The sequence below is a fragment of the Lentibacillus saliphilus genome (assembly GCF_019093865.1).
Taxonomy (GTDB): Bacteria; Bacillota; Bacilli; order Bacillales; family Amphibacillaceae; genus Lentibacillus_B; species Lentibacillus_B saliphilus.
Window position 1 is genome coordinate 71892 of the sequence record NZ_JABJXD010000004.1, and the last position, 23629, is coordinate 95520.

General features: G+C 40.1%; 14 protein-coding genes. 9 read left to right on the forward strand and 5 right to left on the reverse strand.

From position 1 onward, the window contains the following. Positions 1 to 253: 253 nt before the first annotated feature. Complete coding sequence (locus HPC67_RS08565) at positions 254 to 1945, forward strand: methyl-accepting chemotaxis protein (RefSeq protein WP_217587173.1); 1692 nt, start codon at positions 254 to 256, stop codon at positions 1943 to 1945. A gap of 314 nt (positions 1946 to 2259) precedes the next feature. Here the strand turns inward: HPC67_RS08565 and HPC67_RS08570 are convergent, their stop codons facing one another. Continuing rightward, the gene (locus HPC67_RS08570; RefSeq protein ID WP_217587174.1) at positions 2260 to 3183 is read right to left on the reverse strand and encodes a DsbA family protein; all 924 of its coding nucleotides are present in this window, start codon (positions 3181 to 3183) and stop codon (positions 2260 to 2262) included. A gap of 148 nt (positions 3184 to 3331) precedes the next feature. Between HPC67_RS08570 and HPC67_RS08575 the strand changes: the two genes are divergently transcribed. The 3 genes from HPC67_RS08575 to HPC67_RS08585 all read left to right on the forward strand — a co-directional run bounded on the left by HPC67_RS08575 (position 3332) and on the right by HPC67_RS08585 (position 5287). Beyond that, a complete protein-coding gene (locus HPC67_RS08575; RefSeq protein WP_217587175.1) occupies positions 3332 to 3877 on the forward strand; it encodes a TetR/AcrR family transcriptional regulator in 546 nt (181 codons plus the stop codon). A 176-nt stretch (positions 3878 to 4053) separates the two neighbouring features. Beyond that, positions 4054 to 4713 (forward strand): Crp/Fnr family transcriptional regulator, encoded by a 660-nt coding sequence (locus HPC67_RS08580; RefSeq protein WP_217587176.1) that lies wholly within the window; start codon positions 4054 to 4056, stop codon positions 4711 to 4713. An 82-nt stretch (positions 4714 to 4795) separates the two neighbouring features. Then, a complete protein-coding gene (locus HPC67_RS08585) occupies positions 4796 to 5287 on the forward strand; it encodes an OsmC family protein (RefSeq protein ID WP_217587177.1) in 492 nt (163 codons plus the stop codon). A gap of 902 nt (positions 5288 to 6189) precedes the next feature. On the opposite strand, the gene HPC67_RS08590 is transcribed toward HPC67_RS08585, so the two are convergent. Then, entirely contained in the window at positions 6190 to 9750 is a 3561-nt protein-coding gene (locus HPC67_RS08590) for a GLUG motif-containing protein (RefSeq protein WP_217587178.1), read from the reverse strand. A 267-nt stretch (positions 9751 to 10017) separates the two neighbouring features. Next, positions 10018 to 13281 (reverse strand): ATP-binding protein, encoded by a 3264-nt coding sequence (locus tag HPC67_RS08595; protein ID WP_217587179.1) that lies wholly within the window; start codon positions 13279 to 13281, stop codon positions 10018 to 10020. A gap of 498 nt (positions 13282 to 13779) precedes the next feature. On the opposite strand from HPC67_RS08595, the gene HPC67_RS08600 reads away from it, so the two are divergent. From HPC67_RS08600 to HPC67_RS08615, 4 genes are all read left to right on the forward strand, one after another. Further along, positions 13780 to 14346 (forward strand): hypothetical protein, encoded by a 567-nt coding sequence (locus tag HPC67_RS08600; protein ID WP_217587180.1) that lies wholly within the window; start codon positions 13780 to 13782, stop codon positions 14344 to 14346. Between the two features lie 704 nt (positions 14347 to 15050). Continuing rightward, the gene (locus HPC67_RS08605; RefSeq protein ID WP_217587182.1) at positions 15051 to 16364 is read left to right on the forward strand and encodes a YeeE/YedE family protein; all 1314 of its coding nucleotides are present in this window, start codon (positions 15051 to 15053) and stop codon (positions 16362 to 16364) included. Between the two features lie 113 nt (positions 16365 to 16477). Further along, complete coding sequence (locus HPC67_RS08610) at positions 16478 to 18172, forward strand: FAD-dependent oxidoreductase (protein WP_217587184.1); 1695 nt, start codon at positions 16478 to 16480, stop codon at positions 18170 to 18172. 12 nt (positions 18173 to 18184) lie between these two features. Continuing rightward, entirely contained in the window at positions 18185 to 19513 is a 1329-nt protein-coding gene (locus HPC67_RS08615) for an APC family permease (RefSeq protein ID WP_217587186.1), read from the forward strand. A 120-nt stretch (positions 19514 to 19633) separates the two neighbouring features. Here HPC67_RS08615 and HPC67_RS08620 read toward each other — a convergent pair whose 3' ends face one another. After that, a complete protein-coding gene (locus HPC67_RS08620) occupies positions 19634 to 20047 on the reverse strand; it encodes a hypothetical protein (protein ID WP_217587187.1) in 414 nt (137 codons plus the stop codon). A 53-nt stretch (positions 20048 to 20100) separates the two neighbouring features. Next, on the reverse strand, positions 20101 to 20526 hold the full coding sequence (locus HPC67_RS08625; protein ID WP_217587188.1) for a YugN family protein: 426 nt from the start codon (positions 20524 to 20526) through the stop codon (positions 20101 to 20103). A 201-nt stretch (positions 20527 to 20727) separates the two neighbouring features. Here HPC67_RS08625 and HPC67_RS08630 point away from each other — a divergent pair, with 201 nt between their 5' ends. Continuing rightward, the gene (locus tag HPC67_RS08630) at positions 20728 to 23496 is read left to right on the forward strand and encodes a UPF0182 family membrane protein (protein WP_217587189.1); all 2769 of its coding nucleotides are present in this window, start codon (positions 20728 to 20730) and stop codon (positions 23494 to 23496) included. Positions 23497 to 23629: the final 133 nt, after the last annotated feature.

Here is a 23629-nt window from a genome sequence, read left to right on the forward strand (position 1 = left end):
AGCTCAGCATTCATATGCTGGGCTTTTTGAGTACGACAAATTCAAGAATTGTCTAACAAAAACCAAATAATGACAAATAATCTTTAAAAACATGACTTTTGTCCGATATAAATATAGTACATAAGGCTTAATCATGGTGTTTTTACTGTTTTATTTGTTTTTGATCTTAAGAATTGTAGGCGTTTGATCAGATTCTTAGGAGCGTTTTAGTTTAGTCAAAATTTAAATTTATTTCGGATAGGAGCGTACTTAATTGAAAAAACGTCTTTCTTTCAAGCGTATTAGAACAAAATTACTGTTGAGTTTTGGTGTAATTATTATTTTAACCTCATTAATTAGTTTGTTGAGCTATATCATGACAGAGGATATTAACGAGGACACGAAAGAGATTATGAAAGAAGAACTTCCTTTACTAATCATGGAAAAAAACTTAGCGACTAATATGTATAAAAGCTCTGCATTGGTCGAGGGATATATGATATATAATGATCAAAATAGTAAGTCTCAATTATATCAAACGTTAGATGAGATGAAGGAAACAGCAGAGAATATATCTTCTATAAATGAATCTGCTGAACTAAAGGAATTGATGAAAAAGCTGGCCATTTGGGAAAGCACAATTGCAACCGCTTTAGAAGAACTTGACTCAGGCAATGAATCTCGCGCTGTACAAACTTTATCGTCAGTCAAATCACTTATGATAGAGATTGAGGACGGCTTTGATTTGCTAGCTTTAGAACGGGAAGATCATATGGTCGAACACGGGGAATCAATGGTGAAACAGGGCACTACGACTTCACGTATTAATATAATCATTGCAGCTGTGGTAACGGTTTTCGGTTTAATCATTGCTTTTTTAACGTCCGTCTCTATTACAAAACCCGTAACTAAAGTGATGCAAAGAATGAATGCTTTAGCAGATGGTGATTTAAGTCATGAGCCATTAGAAACAAAGGCGAGAGATGAAATTGCCCAGCTTGTGACGGCAACCAACATGATGAACAAAAATAATCGTGATCTCTTAGAACAGGTTTATGAAGTATCGGAAACTGTTTCAAGTCAAAGTGAAGAATTAACGCAAGCTGCTAATGAGGTTAAGTCCGGTACGGAGCAGGTTGCATCAACTATGGAAGAATTAGCATCAGGCGCAGAGACGCAGGCGAATAGTGCAAGTCATCTTGCTTCGATTATGGGCATTTTAGCAGATAGTGTTAAAACGGCCAATGAAAATGGCACGTACATCCAAGAGAACTCTGGAAAAGTGTTGAATTTAACGGCTGAGGGTAATCAATTAATGCAATCATCAGCTGAACAAATGCAACGAATTGAACAAATCGTTAAAGATGCTGTTGAAAAAATGGGTGGTCTTGATGAACAATCTAAGGAGATATCGAAGCTCGTTTCTGTGATCAAAGATGTCGCTGAGCAAACGAATCTACTCGCTTTGAACGCAGCGATTGAAGCAGCCAGAGCAGGTGAGCATGGCAAAGGCTTCGCTGTTGTAGCTGATGAGGTCAGAAAGCTTGCTGAACAGGTCGCCATATCTGTTAATGACATTACGTCCATTGTGACCAACATTCAAAATGAAACAGGTGCCGTTTCAGGCTCATTAAGAGAGGGCTATAACGAGGTTGAGGCTGGTACGACGCAAATAGAGTCGACGCGGGACACGTTTAATGATATTCAGACAGCAGTGAGAGATGAGGGAGCACGGATTAACGAGATGTCTCAAAATCTATCTGAAATCGTCGCTAATAGTGAAAATATGAATGAATCAATCGAGAACATTGCGTCTATTTCAGAGGAATCTGCAGCAGGTGTTGAAGAAACCGCTGCATCTGCACAACAATCAAGCAGCTCTATGGAAGAAGTCGCAGCAAGCTCCCAGCAACTCGCTCAGCTAGCTGAGCAACTGAACACACTTGTCGGCCGATTTAAATTATAAGTGGATTAGACTTTAGGTAGATGAAGCCCTTCGCTTGTCGAAACTACAAAAACTTTATGCAGCGTATCGACAGGGGAAAAATTCTTACTACGGATGTATCAGCGGTGCCTTTCAAATGGTTGAGCAAGACTGCATTTGGAAGGTACTGTTTTTGCCGATGTAATAGAAACAATGAATTGAAGCTCAGCGTTGTGCGCTGAGCTTTTCTAATTTCTGTTGACATCATAATAGTTTACACGAGTGACGCATCATGCAAGAGCTAGCGATTAAACACGACAAAAAATATAACTCAAGAGGTGATCACAGACACGATTTCAAATCGTTTTGACATACACTTCACCTAAAAGGGTTTGTGTTTGAAATGTGCCCGCTGTTAAATGATGTTCTATGAATGTTTTTACTTCAGGAGCCTCAATATCATACATCACTTCTATTTCTTTTGAGAAAAGCAGTTGATCTTGTTTGAGTAAGCTAGAAAGTGGTGGTGCTGATTTTGGTGCTAGTATTTTCTCGTTTAAGATTCGTTTAAGTCCGTCGACATAATTATCTAAGGAACGAGCCCCAACGATTTTTACGCCTTTTTGTTCCTCATTAACCATAATAATTGTCGGGAAGCCACGAACACCTAGTTTTGCTGCGCGTTGAAAGTCTTCATCTAACAGCTGTTGTCCTCTCTTTTCGGATTCAGTAACAACGGCCTTTCCGTCAAGTCCCATTTCATTTACAATGTCGATCATGACGCTCTTTTCTGCAATGTTTTTATTAAAGGCAAATAATTGCTCTCTTGACCGCCGTAGATATTGATCAGCTAGTGCATCGCTGGTCATGTTTTGAATGACTTTAAAAACACGAGAAGGTGGAAAGGATGATTGAACGGGATCGTTATACCACAATGTGCCATCAATAGGCATTCGTGAGTGTTCGCCCACTTCCCTCCAATGGCCTGCAACATCTTCAGGCTTTTGGATACCGTTTGAAGGATCAATTGGATCGTCACTCCATTTTTCAAGTAATCCCCCCATGACAATCTGAACATTAAAATAGTGCCCGTATTGTATTTTAAATTGACGAAAAACGGGTTCAAGCGCCCAACAGTGAGAGCAAATAGGATCGGTGACATAATATAAATCAACTTTTTTAGCTTTTTGGCTCAAATCGATCACGTCTAAATCTTCATCTTCGGCAACACCACATACGCCTGTTTCCATATCACATATCATTTGATGGTTATTTGACATGCTGGTCCCTCCTTGGTTTGAATGAATGTATTTGTTTGTAAAGATATTTTAGTACATAATGAAAATGAACCATACCGATAGAAGACGTAATATGTTGCTTATACGACATATTGATAAAACTGTTGGAAAACTAGGAGTGAAATAACCGATGACAAAGCATAAAATAGATCCTCGTGTTCAACGCACTCGTCGCTTAATCATGGATGCATTTATAGAGCTATCAAGCCAAAAAGAATTTCGTGATATTACAGTTAAGGACATTACAATAGAAGCGATGATCAATCGTGCTACTTTTTATTATCATTTTCACGATATATATGACTTGCAGGAAAAGGCACTTTCAGAAGTGTTATTGATTAAGTTAGAGTGCAATGAAAGTTACAAACTGAATGAGGATCTGTTTATCAATGTATTTAAGGCTATTACCAATTTTCAATGTGCCTTGTCAAATCGCTGTCATAGAGGTTATGAAGATACAATTGCTCGTATTATACGTGAACAATTAGAGGTTATATTTTACACGGTACTTAAAAAAGAGCACCCTACACATGATCAGGAAGCACTTAAAATCGCCTCTGGTATGCTTAGTTGGGCGATATATGGCGCATCTATTAAATGGAAACAACAAACAACACAAACCTCTGAACAATATATTCAATCAATCATCCCATATTTAATGAGAGGAATCGCTTGAAATATAAGGTGTACGGTTGTTCACTGTCACTTGTCGAATTTTAAAATGATTTGACAAATGACGGGTATTTTTGTTATGAACAGCATCCTTGTTATTATATGTGAAAAGGAGAATAATAGAGCTGTATGCATGGACAATATAAATTTAATCAATAGACAATATTAAGGAGCAGTCATATGATTGAACAGAATCCATTACAGCCGACAAGTGTTTTCCATTTATTTGATGAAGAAACAAGACAAGGATGGATGAGCCGTCAGACATATACGTTTAAAAAAGGGGAACAAGTGACATCACCATTCGACGTCGCGGATGATATATATTTAATTGTTGAAGGTGATGTACGTATTTTTCACCTCCATGAGGACGGCAAGGAATGTGTGTTAGGCATTTTAACAGTTGGAGACTTCATCGATTTGGCACGTATTTTTTCAAATAAGGAAAGTGATACGTTCACGATTGCTTTGACACCTGTTTCTGTTGTAAAGGTGACGAAACAAGAAATTGTTGATGAGGTCACGCATAACCCTAAATTATCCTTTGCGCTGTTGCAGCATTTTTCTGATCAGCTTCGGGATGTTGTAATGATATTAGAACAGGTCGCCTATGATAAAGTCGAGGAACGGTTATGGCGTACGATCATCAAGCTTATGGAGGAGAACCAAGCACAAGATGGTTGGTGTCCGCTTCCTCCTTATTTGACGCATAAGGATTTGGCCGGAATGATTGCGTCTACGCGGGAGACTGTGACTTTTTTGCTTAATAAATGGATGCAAAAAGGGATAGTCCGTCATGAAAATCAGCGACTTTGGATTAAAAAAACTGCTCAAATGTAAGGAAGCTTACATCTATTTATCCTCTAAAAATATATGCTATCAATAGAGTTTACAAACATATATTTTATGGAGGTTTTTTAACATGAATGGTATTCAATTTGAAGCAGTAGAACAAACAGTCAAAGCAATATCCGAGGATCCATCCTTGAAAATGCGTGATTGGCATGCAAAGATTAACTGGGAAACCGGTGTAAAAAACACGTTGCAAATTCGTGATTTTGCTCCGATGGTTGTGGATGAACCAGCTCCATTGGGGGGAACGGATGAAGGTGCAAATCCAGTCGAAATGCTTATTGGAGCAGCGGGCAGTTGCTTTGCGATTACATTCGAAGTATTATCTAGTCAACAAGGCATTGAATTGGAATCTGTAGAGGTTAATGTTGAAGCAGGTTTGAACGCAGCTGTCTTTTTGGGACTTGAAGAAGGCGACGGTGGCGTATTGAATCCAACAATCAACTTAACAGCAAAGACGTCAGCTACGAAGGAACAAGTAGAAGAAATTGCTAAAGTAGCACTACAAAAATCACCTGTCCTCAATAGTATGAAGGCAGCTTTGAATTTGAAGGTTAACTAAGTAAGACTGATATAGGTATCGCCCTCCGGCCCTCGTGTCGGAGGGCGGTTTTTTGGAGAGGACGAGGTGCATAGACTTATGAATGAGGGTGCGAGCTGAGCGCAAACGCATATAAGCGAATTGAGCCGCATATCATCCAGACCGGCCGTATATATCAAAATCGTGACGTATAAAACGAGATTCCACCGCATATATCTCGGAAGCGCCGCATAAGAGGATATTCAGCCGTATAAAAGTCTGTGCAGCCGCATAACGTTACTAACCTATCAAATAAAAAATCAACACCACACTAAATTCAAAAGGAAGTGGACCTGTGTTGACTTCCCTTAGACGTTTTGAAGAAGTAATATGATGGAGGGTGCGAGCGGAGCGCAAATGCATATAATCGACTTGAGCCGCATATCATCAGCACCAGCCGCATATATCAAAATCGTGACGCATAAAATGAGATTCCACCGCATATATCGCGAAAGTGCCGCATAAGAGCATATTCAGCCGTATAAAAGTCTGGGCAGCCGCATAACGTTACTAACCTATCAAATAAAAAATCAACACCACACTAACATCAAAAGGAAGTGTACCTGGGGTGACTTCCCTTAGATGTTTTGAAGAAGTAATATGATGGAGGGTGCGAGCTGAGCGCAAACGCATATAATCGAATTGAGCCGCATATCATCCGCACCAGCCGCATATATCAAAATCGTGACGCATAAAATGAGATTCCACCGCATATATCCCTGAAGCGCCGCATAAGAGCATATTCAGCCGTATAAAAGTCTGTACAGCCGCATAACGATCTGTCGCCGTATTCCGTGCGATGCATTAACCTCATTTCCAAAAAAAAACGCCTCAAGTCGTCATATGCGACTAGAGGCGTTTAATAAAAACAACTCAATGTGTCGTTAGCTCATTGTATGTCTGATTCTTCTAAAGACAAGTAAGCCTCCCCCGACAAGTATCATGATCAAGCCGATGGCTAACACTGTGTAATAAGGTGTTGCTGTTTTTGGTAATGTTTCAGCTTTGGTGTCGGTCTCTTTTTCCTCAGATTTACCTTCATCGTTACCTTTATCCTTATCTGATGTTTTGTCAGATTGCTCTTCATCCTCTGTTTCTTCTTCAGGTTGCTCTTCGTTATCATCCTGTTCCTCATCCAAGTCATCTTCTTCTTCCACAATGACGGTGGTCGTTGCGACGAGCTCATCAGGATTCGTGATCCCTTCAGGAAGAATGAGATCACCAGTAAATTCATAATCTCCTGGCTGTTCAGGGTCATACATCGGTGTTGCATCGTCCCAATTGACGTCTACGAACGTTGTTGAGCCATCGTCTAGAGTGACTTCAACCTTATCAGGAAGCGCAAGCTCATCTTGCTCTGTCCCATAGCTTACTGTTATAGAATCAAGCTCTTCAACACCTGTGATTTCACTTGGAATAACACCCTGAAATTCATATGCGCCCATGTCAACGATTTGATTTTTCACACGATCATTTCCAGCTAAGTCAACAAGGATATTTTCAGGTATAGCCTCATTGTTACCAGCTTTTATTGCTGGAGAATCTGCTTCCAGTGTATACTCATCAGCCGAGGCGTCTGTAAACATTGGATCTAAATCTAAGTTATTGCCACCGTCTATTCCATAATCAGCATCCCAAGCGTCACTTCCACCGGAGCCTTCAATTAAACTGTAACTGATTTGTGTGACAGCATTATTGATGTTATAAATGCTCTCACCATGGTTGCCCCAAATAATTGAGTTTTCAATGATCGTTTCTGGATGTGCGTTTGTTGTTCCTCCTGCATATATTCCATGGCCAGATCTACCTGCATTGTTATCTGTAATGGTTGTATTGATAAATGTGCTTTGGCTATCATCGGAAATGTATACCGCGCCACCTTTACCACTACTAGGTGAGTCAGGGTCATATATGGCTTTATTATCATGCATTAATACGTTCACGAACGTTGGAGAGCTGTTATACATATACAAGCCTCCTCCGTAAAGCGCTCCGTTCCCATGAATGGTTACATTTTTAATAAAAGGCTCACTAGAAGAGTAGTTGGCAATTGCACCACCATACGTTGCTTCGTTCCTGAAAAACTGTACACGCTCTAAATGCGGCGAACCACTCGCGTTGGCCATCGCACCTCCAGACCCCAATGACATGTTGCCCGTAAACAAAACGTCTGTTAATGTCGGGCTAGCACCAAAATTGTATAATGCCCCACCGCCATTTTCAGCCCTGTTATCTTTAAAGGTTACATTTCTTATGGTCGGATTTGCATTTCTGTTATGCATGCCCCCACCATATTGATGATCACTATTTTGTCCATCTGCAAAACCTTTTGTAATCGTAACGCCATCTAACACTGCCGTATCATTTAAAGTGGCCTGAGAATATCTATGATTAAACACATGATAGGCACGTTTAGAGGGTTCGTATTCACCACTTAAAATCGTTTCATAAATCTTAGGGTTACGCTCAGACATGGTCGGGTCCCCATTTGCTGGGAAACCGCCGTAAATTGTGACGTCGTTTTTCATTTGGAATGTTTTCGTTCGTTCATCGTTTTCATCTAATGCTCTTGTTGGCACATACGTACCTGCTGCAATCCATATTTCGTCACCGGCTGTTGCAATATCTAAAGCTTCTTGCAACGTACCGAATGCATCAGCCCAGCTTACACCGTAACCGTTTGATCCTTCTTTTACATAAATGGTCCCTTCAGGAATAGGTGTCGGAGGTGCGGGTGGTGCATTAAATTGCAAATGAGGATACTGTCCGTTATGAATGCCCCAGATGGAAGTGAAGTCCCAATTATCATACGTGCTAACGTCCTGCATCTCTGCTGTCGTTTTTCCTTCGCCTTTACCTTCATCATCCTGGCCGGTGGTTTCTTTATCGTAATAACTATTTTCAACGTTTAACGTCGTACCACTCACGTGACCACCAATTAAACCACCACTATAATTTCGTCCTTCAACGACATTCCCAGCTGCATAGCTATTCACAACGTTTGTGGAATGTACCAATCCGATTAAGCCACCAATATAAATGTTGCTTCCTTCCACTGTTCCAGTTGCAAAACTGTTTTGAATGAGACTATCGGTTGTTCTTCCGATTAATCCTCCAGCTTTATCTGTGCTAGATACATAACCTGTTGCGTAGCTTTCTGTTGTAGTACTCCCGGTATGAAATCCCACAAGACCACCGACATTATCCGATCCTGACACTGCGCCAGTGGCATAGCTATTTTCGAATTCACTTCCCCGAGTGTATCCGACAAGACCACCGACGTGTCTGTCACCTGTAATCTCTCCCGTTGCAAAGCTGTCTTTAATGAGAACGTCACTTAGCGCATTCCCGATAAGGCCGCCAACATTGTTCTCACCCGCAACTTCACTTGTAGAAGAAGCATTGGAAATCGTGCTACCATGTAAAAATCCAACCAACCCACCAATATCACCAGTTCCACCAGTGCCACTCACCGTTCCTGATGTAGAACTGTTAAGAACTGCACTGCTGTTTGTGTAATGACCAATTAATCCGCCGACTTTATCATCACCCGTTATGTTAGCAGAAACAACAGTTACATCGTCAACCGTTGTGAAAATACCTGTTCCGATGAGTGCGCCAACTTGGTCTCTTCCTGTTACTTCCACATTTTCAAGTGTGACATTTCGTATCACGGCCCCACTCGTGTAAGAGAACAGACCTACTTCATCACTACCATATCTATAAATGTTTAGATTACGAATGGTATGCCCGTTCCCATCAAATGTCCCCATAAATGGGCTAGAACGTTCTCCAAGTGGAACCCACCATCCATCGCCATTAATGGTGGAAAGATCAATATCGTTCATGAGGATGTATTGTCCCCTTAAGTTATCCCGAATGTTGTTTAAGTCCTCTGCTGTATGGATTTCGATAGGTTCTGTTGATGCAGGCGTTTTGGGCTGAATGTCTTTGCGATCAGCCACGTCATGAGAGCTTTTTAATGTTTGTGCTTGATTGTTAGAGGTTGACGTTGCGTCTTTGGTGTTTGCGTCATCCGCAGTGGTTTCTGTTCCTTCTGACGTATCTGTCGTATGATCTGCGTTGTCTGCTTCTTTACCTGTGCTCTCTAAATCAGTCGAATCACTTAACGTCTCGTCAGCATCAGCCACATCTTCCAATTCTTCAGTGCTAGCGTCGGTGTCTTCTTCATCAAGTGGTGGATCTGTTTCATCGTTTGCTTGATTCTCGTCTGATTGTTCAGCGTCATCTTCACCCTCAGCTGTTTCTGGATTTTCCTCACTTTGTGGATCAATGTGCTCGGTCGTGTCATGGTTTTCATCTGTTTCTGCATGCACATAGGTTATTCCCTGAAGTGATGGGAGGAGAGACCCGATGACGAGAATCGTACAAAAAAAGATCAATAGGTTTTTGGATAACTTGATCTGTTTTGTTTTCCCAAACATTTTTACACCTCGTTATTCAGTTTTTAGTTTTACTAGATTACTAGTTAGCGACTTAATCGCTATTAATAGAGTAGGTGAGATAACCTACTCTTCTTAGAACGCCCCCCTTCATAGCGAGATGTGGCTATGATACTGATATTAAGCAACCAATGTTAACACTAGGTTAAATAGACTTAAAAACATTCAGACCACTAACGCGACATGCAAAAAAAGCCATGAACGTCGAAACGTATCATGGCTCATGCAATAGGCATCCTGGGAAATATGTTATTGTTCGTTTGCAGATCGGAACATGACGGGAAGATCAATGTAAAAGGTTGTTCCTTTATTAACGGTGCTTGCAACATGAATAGAACCTTTATGACTGTGGATAATTTCTTTTGCAATTGTGAGTCCTAGTCCTGTTCCATTCTTATGTTCTTCAGAGAAAGGGCCTTTGTAAAATCGTTCAAATATATATGGTATGTCATCCTCTTTAATCCCTATGCCATTGTCGTGAACTTCAATGTTTAGACGGCCTTTTTCATCGTCTATGATGGCGTGAATGGATATACATCCGTTATGCTCAGATGTGTTTTTAATGGCGTTCGATATTAAATTGGAAAAAACTTGATCCATTCGTTCAATGTCAATGACACATATGGCGTGTTCGCTGTTAGGAGGGAGGTCTATTCTGTTAAATGTTCTATTTCCTTGTAATACTGCGAACTCACATTTGTTATAGAGCTGATCTAACCATTTGCCCACCGGGACTTCTTTCATGTTTAAAGTGGCTTTTCCTGCTTCGAGCTTAGACAGATCGAATAAATCACTGACTAATCGATTTAGGACGTTGATTTTATCAAATACTAACTGATTGTAGTGACCATCATTCAAAGCAACGACACCTTTTTGTAAGGATTGCACATAACCATGGATCAGCGTAATAGGCGTACCCAATTCATGCGCAATATTAGCTAATAGCTGACGTCTGGAATCGGCCATGTCGATGAGTTCTTTGTTCATTTCTTGAAGCTCGTCATTTGCAATCTTGAGTGCTTCTGTTCGCTTTTGAACCTTCTCCTCCAAGTGTATATTCATTTGAATGAGCTCCTGGTTCAGTGCCCTCATTTGTACGAGCGTTTTGACACGCGAGAGTAGTTCTTGTTTTTCACAAGGCTTAACCAAATAGTCGTTCGCTCCTGCTTCAAAGGCGGCGATCGTATCTTGAAGCTGATTCTTTGCGGTAAGCATTAATATTGGTAATTCCATCAAAGAATGTTTTTGTCGTATGAGGTGGCACACGTCATATCCCGACATATGAGGCATCATAATGTCTAGTATGACGAGATCGATCTCTTGTTCTTCAACAATTCGTAAAGCTTCTTCTCCATTAAAAACTGGTATAACATCATAACCTTCTAGCACAAGCTGATTCATTAACACTTGAAGATTGACGGCTTCATCATCTGTAATCAGTATCCGTGTTGTGTTTTCAGAGACGTCCTGGACAGGTTTACGTATCGCTTCAGTTTTGGAAAAATGTAATGGTTCCATTGTGACGGTAGCTTCTTTGGTCCATTGCTGCTTATCTGAGTAGATCGGTAGCATTACAGAAAAGGTTGATCCTTTTCCGAGCTTCGAGTCTACGGTTAAACGTCCCCCATGTAGATCGACTAGCCGTTTTGTAATGCTAAGTCCAATACCCGTTCCACCGACACTTCTTGAAATAGAGTGATCTACTTGTTGGAAAGGATTGAATATGTTTTTGCGCTCCCTTTCAGGTATGCCTTTTCCCGTGTCCGACACACTGATTTGCATCCCACCATCGGTAACCGTCGCCGTAATGGTGATGGTTCCATTGTCTGTGTACTTAATCGCATTATCTAGTAGGTTATACAAAATTTGTTGGAGGCGATTTTCGTCTGCGAATACGGGAGGTAATGTTTCATCTAAGTTTTTTATTAGTTTAATAGGCTTGTTTTTGATAAGTGGTTTGGACACGGTGATCACGATATCAACAATGGCTTCAACATAGACGGGTTTCAGTTGTAGTTCAAGCGCGTCATATTTCAGCTTCGAGAAGTCTAATATGTCATTGACTAAATGTGTGAGTCTGTTTCCGCTTGTAATGAGCATTGAAAGCTGTTCCTTCATCTCAGTGGAGGCCTTTCCAGCGATGCCATCACGCAACGACTCGGCGATTCCGATCATACCATATAGCGGTGTACGCAGCTCATGGGATGTGACCGCTAGGAATTCATCCTTTAAAGTATCCACCTTTTTTAAGTTTTCCATTGCAAGTGATTGGCTGTCTTTCGCTTGTTTTTCTGCTGCTTCTTTTTCCGTACGCATGATCTTTATTTTATCTGCTAGAGCGAAGGAGAGAAGGACAACTTCAGCAACGAGTGCGCCTTGACCAGCATATTCTGTGAGTAATGAGTAAGGTAAGACAACAGACCGTTCTAGTATTGTTATGAATACGCCGGTTAAAAAGATGAGCCAACCGATAATATAAAAGCGCGCTTGCCGAGCACCTCTCTTCAAACACATAAACGCAACGACTAGCACAGTAACAAAAGTTGAAAAAGCACCTATGACCATAAAGTTGAGAGCGGTATAATGCGAAACAGGTAACAACAACAAGGTGAAGCCATTTAAAGTCATCAGTCCATAAGCAATATATTTATATGAGGGAATATATTGATCAACATCTAAAAAGCGTCTTGTAAATATGAGTATGAATATACAAGCTAAGCTTACCCAGGTGGGTGTCGCAATCAAATTCCACTCTGGAGCATTAGGCCACACATATTGAAATCCTAAACCGTTAATAGAAAGCTTTCCCATCAACGTACAAGTGATCACAATGACGTAATACAGATAGCTTTTTATTCGTAAGCTGATGTAAAGAAATAAATTATATACGATCATGACGAGTACGATGCCGTAGAAGAGCCCGAGTAGTAGGAATTCTACCTGTAACTTATCAAAAAATGCTTCGTTGTTCCATAGAATTATAGGTGGGTGCAAATCACCACCACCGAGTGCTTTTACATAAAAAGTTCTTTCTTCACCGGGATTTATTTGCAGGTTAAATATAAAATTACGGTGATTAATGTCTCGGTTATCAAACGGTAAATTGGCGCCTGCCATTTTGTGTTTTATGATTCCGTTATTTGTTTGTTCATAAATGTGTAACTCATAAATAAGGGGAAAAGCAAATTCAAGTAGCCAGTCACTGATTTCGGACTCATTGCGTATGTCAAATCGTAGCCATGTCGCCGTCTCAAAAAAACCGCTCTCTTGTTCGATGTCTTCTGTAGGAATAAATTGATCATTCCACTTTCCAGATGTGACGTCGGTGATTGTGAGTTCGTTGTTTCGGTCTTTAATCATAGAAATGGCAGGGTACAAACTAAGTTTATCAGTAGAATCCGTTAGTGTGAGTGCTTCTTGCTTGGCTTCTTTTTCTGGCAATGGAAAAGAAACGGCCGTTATTATAAATACCGTTAAGATCAGTAGCGTCTGTTTAATAGGTTTAGAAAACATAGGCGCTCATCCTTTTCTATAGGCATATTTGTATGAAAGAAAATGAGTATGCATAGGGTTTAGGTGAATGTCTATGGTTGGTTAGATTCTCGGTTTACAAGGTGTTGTTTAGTCAGGAATTTATGTTGGGTGGATCATAGATGTGTTAGGGCGAGGAGAAACGTGTGTAAAAGTCGATGTGAGAAATCGCAATGATGACTGTTGCTAAAGATAAGTATATATACATTGTATGCGAATGCGATAGATTAATCTAGTTCATATTTGTGCATGGTTATGTATGGTCAGTGTGATGTTTATGTTTGGGGCAATCGTTTCTTTTTTAAATAATTGTTGAATGTTTACCTGGACTTAACCTTGCGCATCTATAATGATGTCAATATTGCATAAGGAGGAGGACAGTAATTGTCCATGCAATGTGCGTCATGGATAGATTCGTATGGATAGGTATACAGATGTGCAAGCACAAAAAAATTCAACAAATGGTAGAGGTGTTTAAAGATGAAATTTGTAAAAAAGGGTTCTTTTATATTCGTCATTATGCTTTTGCTCAGTGGGTGTTTTAACATTCCAATTGGTGATGGCAATAAGTTGAAGTTATCAAAGGACGGTGTCACTGTAACGGATAAAGAGGGTCAGGAACATAGTGTTACGGTTGATGAGGACAATGAACAGGTTAAGGTGAAAGGCTTTGGTCAAGATGGTGAAGAAGCATCAGTGACAATTGGAAATAATACAGAGATTCCAGATGCCTTTCCATCAGATATTCCATTGCCAGATGATGCAGAGGTTTTTCAAGCAAGTGAAATTCAAGAATTGGTGTCTGTTGGGTACGAGACGAAAGTGACCCCTGAGGAAATTGGTGAATTGTATGTTGGTTATTTAGAAGGCTCAGTATCTGGTGACTTTGATCAAGTCGTTGGTCAAAAAGAGAATGACTCTTATAGACATTATGCTGCTGATATGAAAGGTGGGTCAGTTAGTATTCGTGTGATAAACTCTCAAAAGTATGAAGGTGGATCGAATGTAATCGTGATGTTTACAAAACAAAAGGATGATACAAATTAACTAGGATAGGTTAATATTTATGATTTATATTGAACATGCGAAAAATCCGGGAGTGTTGACTTTCGGATTTTTTGTGGTGTTGAGTAAATGCTAGTTATGGAAAGTGGAAATCATGTGTTCATTGGCTATAATAGAAATTTTGTGTTGGGTGTATGTTCACCTTCATGAAGCGTTATCGTCAATAGAGATGGACCGGAGTCGGAGTATGACGTTGGTGGTCGCTTTTTGTGGTTAGCTGAGTGGGATCCTTGTAAGCAACTTCTTCACATTAAAGGATGAGGGAAGTCACCAAACAGATGTCCATCCGTTTTGGTTTTGTGGTTGAAGTGTAAAGAGATATCTAGGCTGGGGAGGTGCGGGCGGCGAGCGGCTAGGCTGGATATGCGGCGGATCTAGAGGTTATGCGGCTTTGGTTACTGTTATGCGGCACTTTTATGTGTTATGCGCGCGGATATCAATATATGCGGACTGAATTGGATATATACGTTACTTTTATGTTTTATCCGTCTGAACTTTAATTTATGCGTTCGGCTCAACATGTTAAATACTTCACATAATAATTGTTAGTAATTATTACCAGTACGGGTATTTTTGTCGACATTTTGAACAACGCGTTGTGCATATTGCTATTTAAACTCTACAGTTTTATAATAAGAATGTGAAATATATCACAAACTAAATGAACCTTAAAGGGGGACATCAAGATGGAAGCAAACGTGAAACAACCTGTCAATCAAAGTAAAGGACTAGGTGCGGTCAAAGGCGAGTATATCTTTGGTTTTGTTGCTATTATTTTAGTTCTTATGTTTGGTCACTTTTACCTCAAATCAGATATGCTATTCTTTAGACTTTTGGTTGGCGTTGGTTTAGGTTATGCGCTATCTCGTGCATTTACAGGCTTTGCTGGCAGTATTAATCGTGCATATGCAACAGGTTCTACAAAATTGTTAAGAGCAATGGTTTTAATGTTCTTTATTTCTACTTTAATGACAACAGCGTTTTTATTTAATGCAGATCCAGCGAGTTATGATTTATGGGTTAATCCAATTAACCTAGGTTTGCTTTTAGGTGGACTTTTATTCGGATTTGGCATGTCATTTTCGGCTTGCTGTGCATCAGGTGTTTTGACGGACTTGGTGACAGGTTTGCCAAGAGCACTGATCACACTTTTATTCTTCGGTTTTGGTGTGTTTATTGCGTTTCCGATCCAGCATAGTGCAGGTTGGGTACAAAATTCATTGTTTACAACTGAAGTAGGAGAAAAGCTTTCTGGTGGTGTTTATTTACCAGATCTATTTAAATGGGATGGTGTCGGTGGTTATTTAGGTGCTCTTTTAGTAACGGCTCTACTTTGTGGTGTTGCTGTTTACCTTGCTTACCGCTATGAAAAATATCGCAAGGAAAAGAATACGTACAGCGGTCATTTCACGGAAAAGATGCAAGAACAGCCTGATGACTTCGATAGTAAAGATTACAAATTATTGAGTGCTACAACTTACAATCGTTTATTTGTTAAGCCTTGGACATTAACGCAAGGTGCAGTGGTTCTAAGTGCATTATTCGTTCTATTAATGGGTGTTACAAAAGCGGGTTGGGGTGCATCAACACCTTATGGCCTTTGGTTTGGTAAATTATTAATGGCTTTCGGTGTGTCTCCTGACGCAATTGCGGAATTCACAATCATGCCTGCTGATCCATATATCTTGCCATTCTTTGAACATGGTGTGTCTGTGCAAAACTTTGGTATTTTAGCAGGTACATTAATCTATCTATTAATGGCTGGCAAATTTAAGAATATGTTTAATGCTGGTCGCCATATTCAGGGAAAAGAAATTATGATTTTTGCAGTCGGTGGTTTACTCATGGGTGTTGGCACAAGATTGTCTAACGGTTGTAACGTTGGTGCTTTGTATACACCAATTGCCAACTTCTCATTGTCAGGTTGGATTTTCTTCGTATTCTTAGCGCTAGGTGCCATTTTAGGTAATATGTTCTCAAAACGATTTTTCTACCGTTAATTGGTAATGTAAATTTGACAGAAATATGACAGGCAGATTATGAGGTGTCTGTGAGCGTTTGAGCGTACAATGTAATTAGTCTTAAATTACTTTCTAGAAGGGAAGACAACATAATGAGTAAAAAAATATTGATTGTTGGCGGTGTCGCAGGTGGTGCATCTGTAGCAGCTAGAGCAAGAAGATTGGATGAGCACGCAGATGTCATCATGTTTGAAAGAGGCCCACATGTGTCATTTTCAAACTGTGCTTTACCGTTTCATTTAAGTGGCATTGTTGAAAATAGTGATGATCTCGTTCTTATGAGCCCACAGCAATTCAAGAAGCAATATAATATCGAAGCACGTGTAAGTAGTGAAGTCGTTAAAATTAACCGTGATGAAAAGACGATCACGATTAAAAATCTCGAAACTGGCGAGCTCTATGATGAAAGCTATGACCATCTAGTATTATCACCAGGGGCTAATCCAATTGTTCCACCGTTGGAAGGCATTGATGGCCCTAATGTGTTTACTGTTCGAAATGTTGTTGACATCGCTAAATTGAACGCTTATGTCCAACAAGAAGGTATCAAGAACGTTGCTGTTATTGGTGGTGGGTTTATCGGTGTTGAAGTTGCTGAAAACCTAAATATGGCTGGCTACAACGTGTCATTGGTTGAGTTTGCGAACCAAATTATGGCGCCATTCGACTATGACATGGCACAGCTCTTGCATAAAGAAATGATGGACAAGGGCGTTGACTTGGTATTGAGTGATGGACTCGCCAAAGTTGAAGAAGGCTCGATTGAATTACAATCAGGTAAAACTATTGCTGCAGACGCAGTTGTTCTTGCAATTGGGGTAAAACCTGAAACAACACTTGCAACAGAAGCTGGTCTTGAGCTTGGTGAAACTGGCGGCATTAAAGTAGATCACAATTACCTTACAAGCGATCAATCAATTTATGCAGTTGGTGATGCAATTGAGGTGTATCATAAGTTAACGCACAAGCCAACGAGATTGGCTTTGGCTGGTCCGGCACAGCGTCAAGCAAGAGCTGCAGCAGATCATATGTACAATCGCCCTCACCGAAATACAGGTGTCATTGGGTCATCATGTATTCATGTTTTTGATCAAAATGCTGCTTCAACTGGACTCAATGAAAAAGATGCTCAGAAAGCTGGCATTCAGTATGACTTTGTCTATATTATTCCAGGAGATAAAGTTGGTTTAATGCCTGAAAGCAATCCACTTCATTTTAAATTGCTTTATGAATACCCAACGGGCAAAATCCTCGGTGCTCAAGCAATCGGTAAGGGTAATGTCGATAAGCGTATCGATGTTATTGCGACAATGATTACAATGGGTGGTACGCTTGAGGACTTGAAAGAGCTTGAACTATGCTATTCACCAATGTTCGGTACTGCTAAGGACGTTGTAAACTTTGCAGCGTTGGTCGGATTGAATATCTTGAACGGTGATTTTAAACAAGTTCCTGTAACTCAAGTGCGTGAACTGGTCGAAAACGGCGCATATATTGTTGATGTTAGGGAAAAACATGAATATGCTCAAGGTCATTTGAAAAATGCTGTCAACATTCCGTTGAGTGAGATTCGTGACCGTTTAGACGAAATCCCTAAAGATCAGCCTGTTTATTTACACTGCCGTACAAGTCAGCGTAGCTACAATGCTGTCATGGCATTACAGCACCTTGGTTTTGAAAATGTAACGAATATATCAGGTTCATTCTTAGGCATTAGCTTATATGAATACTTTAATGACCAAGTAAACGACAGGGAAAAAATTGTAACAGACTATAACTTCAAATGATGTTGATGATATATGGACAATAAGCTAAACCGTTATGACATATTAAGCTTGGTACTCGGATCAATTATCGGATGGGGATCTTTCACACTACCAGGTGTGAAATTTCTCCATGAATCCGGTGTTATTAATACAGCGATCGGTCTGTTCATCGGTGGGCTAGCCATTATTTTCATCCAAAAGGGCTACCACATAATGATGCAACAGCATGGCGAGGACGGCGGAGAATTTTCCTATGCATATAAAAGTATGGGAAAAAAGCACGGGTTTATTGTAGGATGGTCTTTGATCTTATGTTATTTAAGCATTGTGCCGTTAAATGCAACAGCCTTTGTACTCGTTATGAAAATAATGTTCGGTTCAAATATCGCCTTTGTCTATTTGTATGACGTTGCTGGATATCCTGTCTATTTAACTGAAGTCATACTGGCGAGTGCCGTCATCATTTTGTTTGCGTGGATTAATATTAAAGGGCTGCGTAAAAGCTCTAATGTGCAAAACGTGATGGTGTTATTTTTGGTCAGCAATATTTTAATTGTGCTCGTCGCGATGCTGTTTGGAACTGGAACAGACAATTTAACAGAAACGTATATTGCGCATTATAACTTTAGTTTCAGTGAAATTGCCAAGGTGATTGCGATCGTTCCGTTTCTTTTTGTCGGGTTTGATATCATCCCCCAGGTTGCAACAGATTTAAAATTCAAGCCTGAAAAAGCAACACGGGTCGCTATTTTTTCAATCTCTTCCGGAATTATCGTATATACGATCCTCAATGTCATAACAGCACTTGCCTTCACACCTGAACAGGCTGTACAGCATGATTGGGCGCTTGGAACAGCTGTGATGGATCATGTCGGCATGATTGGATTTTTGTTATTGGTCGTTGCATTAATGACAGCTGTATCAGGCGGCATTAACGGGTTTATGATTAGCAGCAGTAAATTACTGACATCGTTGTCAAGGTATCGTTTATTCAGTGCCAAATATCAAAAGAAAAATCAAAGAGATGTGAATGTCAATAGTATAAAATTCGTGACTTTGCTCAGCTTGCTGGCACCTTGGTTTGGCCGTGAAGTCATAATTTATATTGTAGATATGTCGTCTTTATTAGCAGCGATTGCTTATTTGTACGTCTGCTATATTAGTTTTAAAAAGGCGTTAAACCGCTGGGATAAGTATCTGTCGTTTGTCGGCGTTCTTATTAGCGTCAGCTTTATTGGATTACTCATATTGCCATTTTCTCCAGGGCGATTGAGTACGCCATCCATGATCTTTATGATTGCATGGGCTGTAGCCGGATTTTTCTACTATAAACAATATACAAAAAAGCTATCAACTGAATAGGCACTTAACAGCCAGACCATCAGTTGATTAGGTTATATAAAAGACTAGGACTTAAAAGTTTAACTAAAAAAACGAACAATACTCCCGGAGCGGGTCGTATTGTTCGTTTTTTCATTACTGTTATGAAAGATCGTCTTTATCTCTGTAGTGAAGGATGTCCTTAATCATCTCGATATGTAGAGCCGCCCAAGCTTTTTCCTTAAAATGAAAAAACGTGCTAGCTGTAAGAAGTATTAAGTAAACCGTGACAAATATCAACCAAAGAATATTCCCGTTCTGAAATAGGACATCTTGCAACTTACTAGAAAATAAAAAAAGCAGCCACGGAATTGATGTTACATAAAGCGGGATGATACCAAGACCATTTTGCTCTTTAATCATTCTGTAATGAATCAGTCTGAGCGTCTCGCTGTCAATAGATTGGTAAAATGATTTGATGTCAGCTGTTTCCTTCAGTTGGCGGTCGTTTTTAATATCATTTTTTTGTTTTAATTGTAAATAGATTTTGTGTGCATCCCCGCGAAAAGAAAACATAATAAATCCCCTTTAATGCTCGTCTAGTGAAAGGTTTTTTTGTTAAAAACCCTTTAGGAGGTGTGGAGCTGGTCAAGGCGACCAACGATATAGTTGATTGCTTGCTCGCCTTCGTGCAGCCATTTGTTTTTTTGTGTGATTTGCCCATCTGTGTCTAAAGGCTCCTGGAATTGACTGAGTCCTCCAGCTGTTAACAGTTCATGGCCATCTCTATCGAGTCCAATGTTAACAACGTGTTTAATCATGTAAGGTGTTTGGAATTCAATCAGTGCATCACCATCTTCGAGCATACCTGATACAACATGAAATGGCAGTCTAATGTAAAGTGTCTCGCTTCCCTGTCGCCAAAGAGTCCCGTCAAAGTATGCTCTGTCATACTGCCAACTACTACACAATGCATAACCATTTGCTTTTAACAAGTTAAAAGCAGGCCCGAAAAAGGTCTGTTTGCCTTCAAGCTCCGTATTCAGCTGTAGCATTGAGGGACCTCCATTCTAATTAACTTTCTAATTAAAACTCACACAATATAAGTATGAGCTGTTAAAGGAATGGTCATACATTGCTTTTTTTGTAGCTGAAACTTATGTCGATGTGAATCGTATGTTAAACTGTACAATAGACATTAATGTGTTGACCTAGCTCATCAAGATTGAATAACAATTTTTATTGGGGGAGACGTAGTGGATTTTAATCAATCATTTAATAAACAGGAATTGGAAAAATGGCGCAAAAAAATTAAGCGCATCGGCTATACAGTAGCCATTATATTATTGCTCGTCATTGGTGGTATCATCGCTAACAACCTGTTAGTCGATTATATTTGGATGGACACGATCGGGTTTGGCGACGTATTTAAGACGGTGCTCGGAAGTAAGGTCATTCTTGGGGTGGCTGGTTTTGTTATATACGGAATAGCGACCTATATGACGTTATTTTGGATTCGTCGGACGTATTTAAGTCATTTTGACAAAGTTCAGCTGCATCCGTTATTCCTAAACCGTAAATTAGCGACACTTGTTTTACTTGCGGCTTCAACCGTTGTCGGTTTGGTCGGTAGCAGTATTTTGCAAGGTGTTGGTTGGGAACGCGCATTAAAATTCTTGAACTATGAATCATTCGGCATCACAGACCCCCATTTTAATCTAGATATTTCGTTTTATATGTTTGTGTTGCCTTTATTGAAATTTGCAATATCGCTCGTTCTTGGATTGGCCGTATTTTTCTTGTTACTTGAAATTGGTGCTTACTCTGTCTTTAACATGTGGCGTCTTAACCGATCAGCCCAAATTCATATGGGTATGACTTTAGGTATTATCGGACTGTTGTTGGCTGGGATGCATGCATTGGCTCCTTATGAGACGTTATTGACAAATCAAGTTAGTCTCTTTCAAGAAAGTGCTGTGTATGGCTTAAGCTATACCGATGATGTTATCAACATTCCAAAAGCATATGTACTAGCTGGGGCAGCAGTCATTGGCACCATTTGGCTCATCATCTTGCTTGTGCGAGGACGTATTAAAACAGCGATTGTTCCGATTGCCTTATATTTCGGACTTGTCATTGTCGGTCAGGCTGCGTCAGTCGTTGTGCAAAACTTTATCGTATCTCCAAATGAATTTTCTAAAGAAACACCTTATCTTGAACAAAACTTAAATTATACACGTGAAGCGTATCAACTAGCTGACATTGATGAAATGGAGCATCCAAGTGAATCGACGCTGAATCAGGAGATGGTTGATCGTAATGTTGATACGATTGATAACATTCGTGTGAATGATGTACGCCCACTTCTTGAGGTGTATAATCAGCTGCAGACGATTAGAACGTATTATAATTTCCATGATGTTGACATTGACCGTTATGAAATTGACGGTAATTATGAACAGGTGTTTATTGGTGCCCGTGAATTAAGTATGAATAATTTACCGGATCAGGCTCAAACATGGGTGAACCGTTATTTACGCTATACACATGGCTATGGTGTCGCGATGAGTCATGTAAATGAAGTGACGCCACAAGGACAACCAAAATATATGATGGAGGATATTCCACCAAAAGGGATCATGGATATTGAGCGCCCACAAATTTACTTTGGTGAAGAAGACTATCCGAACGTTATTGTAAAGAGTAAGGTCGATGAATTTGATTATCCATCAGGTGGCGAAAACGTCTCAAGCCGCTTCGAAGCAGATTCAGGTATCCCACTAAAAGGGATTAATCGCTATTTATTCGCTTTGAGTGAAGGCTCGTTCCGTATGCTTGTATCTGATCAAATTACCGATGAAAGTGAATTGCTCGATACGCGTAACATCGTTGACCGTGTCAATCGTATCGCACCGTTTTTCGAGTATGATGAAGATCCTTACATTTTCGTCCGTGAAGACGGCACACTCGCATGGATGATGGACGCGTACTTAACAGGTGAGCGCTATCCATATGCAGAGCCTTATAAACGCGGGGAAAGCTATATTAGAAACTCTGTTAAAGTTGTTATTGACGCATATACAGGTGAAGTTGATTTTTATGCAGTTGATCAGGATGAACCGTTGATGAAAACTTACAACAATATGTTCCCTGAGCTGTTCACAAAAGAGATTCCGGATGATGTACGCGCACACTTCCGCTATCCAGAGCGTTTGTTTAAAATTCAAGCTGCTATGTATGGGACTTACCATATGTCCAATTTAGAAGTGTTCTATAACCGTGAGGACTACTGGCAATTCCCGACAGAGAAATACTTTAATGAAGACATTGAAATGGAACCTTACTACATTACAATGAAAATGCCCGAAGCAGATGAGGAAGAGTTTATTCTCATGATGCCGTATACACCGAAGAAGCGTCAGAACATGATCGCTTGGATGGGTGTACGTAATGATGGTGAGAATTACGGCGAGAAATTCGTCTATCGTTTTCCAAAGCAGAAAAATATATACGGGCCACAGCAAATAGAGAACCGAATTAATCAGGACAGTGACATTTCTAAAGAGTTGAACCTCTGGTCACAAGGTGGGTCAAAGGTTATTCGCGGAAATCTACTTGCGATCCCAATTGAGGATACGGTTTTCTATGTTGAGCCAGTTTATATTGAATCATCAAATGAGACATCGTTACCTGAGGTGAAGCAGGTAATTATGGCCTATGACGATCACATCGTTATGGAGCCGTCATTTGACCAGGCGCTGGATAAAATACTGTCCCTTGCTGATCCAGAAAGTGCGGATGATGAACAGGATACGTCGCCAGAAGAGGATACTCCTGAAGAAAACGGTACTGGTGAAGACGAAGGTGAAGCAGAAACAGAAGATCCGATCGTCGGTGCAGAGGCACAGCTTCGCGAATTTGCTGAGCAGTTTGACGCCTATCAGAAGGCGCTCTCAGAAGGCAAATGGGAAGAAGCAGCAAAAATTATGACAGAACTGCAAGAGCAGCTGGAGTCATTTAAATAAAGTACTGTGACGATAGTCTCTAAGAATTTTTGAGGCATGGCGTTATAAAAAATAAAGTGAAAAGAGGTGTGCTCATTGAGTTTTGATGAGCGCACCTCTTTCTTTTGTAGGCAACAAAAAAGAGGAGATGCTT

Excerpts from the sequence above, each read along its gene's own strand:
- HPC67_RS08570 (WP_217587174.1), bottom strand. The coding sequence starts at position 3,183 with ATGTCAAATAACCATCAAATGATATGTGATATGGAAACAGGCGTATGT.
- HPC67_RS08575 (WP_217587175.1), top strand. The coding sequence starts at position 3,332 with ATGACAAAGCATAAAATAGATCCTCGTGTTCAACGCACTCGTCGCTTA.
- HPC67_RS08580 (WP_217587176.1), top strand. The coding sequence starts at position 4,054 with ATGATTGAACAGAATCCATTACAGCCGACAAGTGTTTTCCATTTATTT.
- HPC67_RS08585 (WP_217587177.1), top strand. The coding sequence starts at position 4,796 with ATGAATGGTATTCAATTTGAAGCAGTAGAACAAACAGTCAAAGCAATA.
- HPC67_RS08590 (WP_217587178.1), bottom strand. The coding sequence starts at position 9,750 with ATGTTTGGGAAAACAAAACAGATCAAGTTATCCAAAAACCTATTGATC.
- HPC67_RS08595 (WP_217587179.1), bottom strand. The coding sequence starts at position 13,281 with ATGTTTTCTAAACCTATTAAACAGACGCTACTGATCTTAACGGTATTT.
- HPC67_RS08600 (WP_217587180.1), top strand. The coding sequence starts at position 13,780 with ATGAAATTTGTAAAAAAGGGTTCTTTTATATTCGTCATTATGCTTTTG.
- HPC67_RS08605 (WP_217587182.1), top strand. The coding sequence starts at position 15,051 with ATGGAAGCAAACGTGAAACAACCTGTCAATCAAAGTAAAGGACTAGGT.
- HPC67_RS08610 (WP_217587184.1), top strand. The coding sequence starts at position 16,478 with ATGAGTAAAAAAATATTGATTGTTGGCGGTGTCGCAGGTGGTGCATCT.
- HPC67_RS08615 (WP_217587186.1), top strand. The coding sequence starts at position 18,185 with ATGGACAATAAGCTAAACCGTTATGACATATTAAGCTTGGTACTCGGA.
- HPC67_RS08620 (WP_217587187.1), bottom strand. The coding sequence starts at position 20,047 with ATGTTTTCTTTTCGCGGGGATGCACACAAAATCTATTTACAATTAAAA.
- HPC67_RS08625 (WP_217587188.1), bottom strand. The coding sequence starts at position 20,526 with ATGCTACAGCTGAATACGGAGCTTGAAGGCAAACAGACCTTTTTCGGG.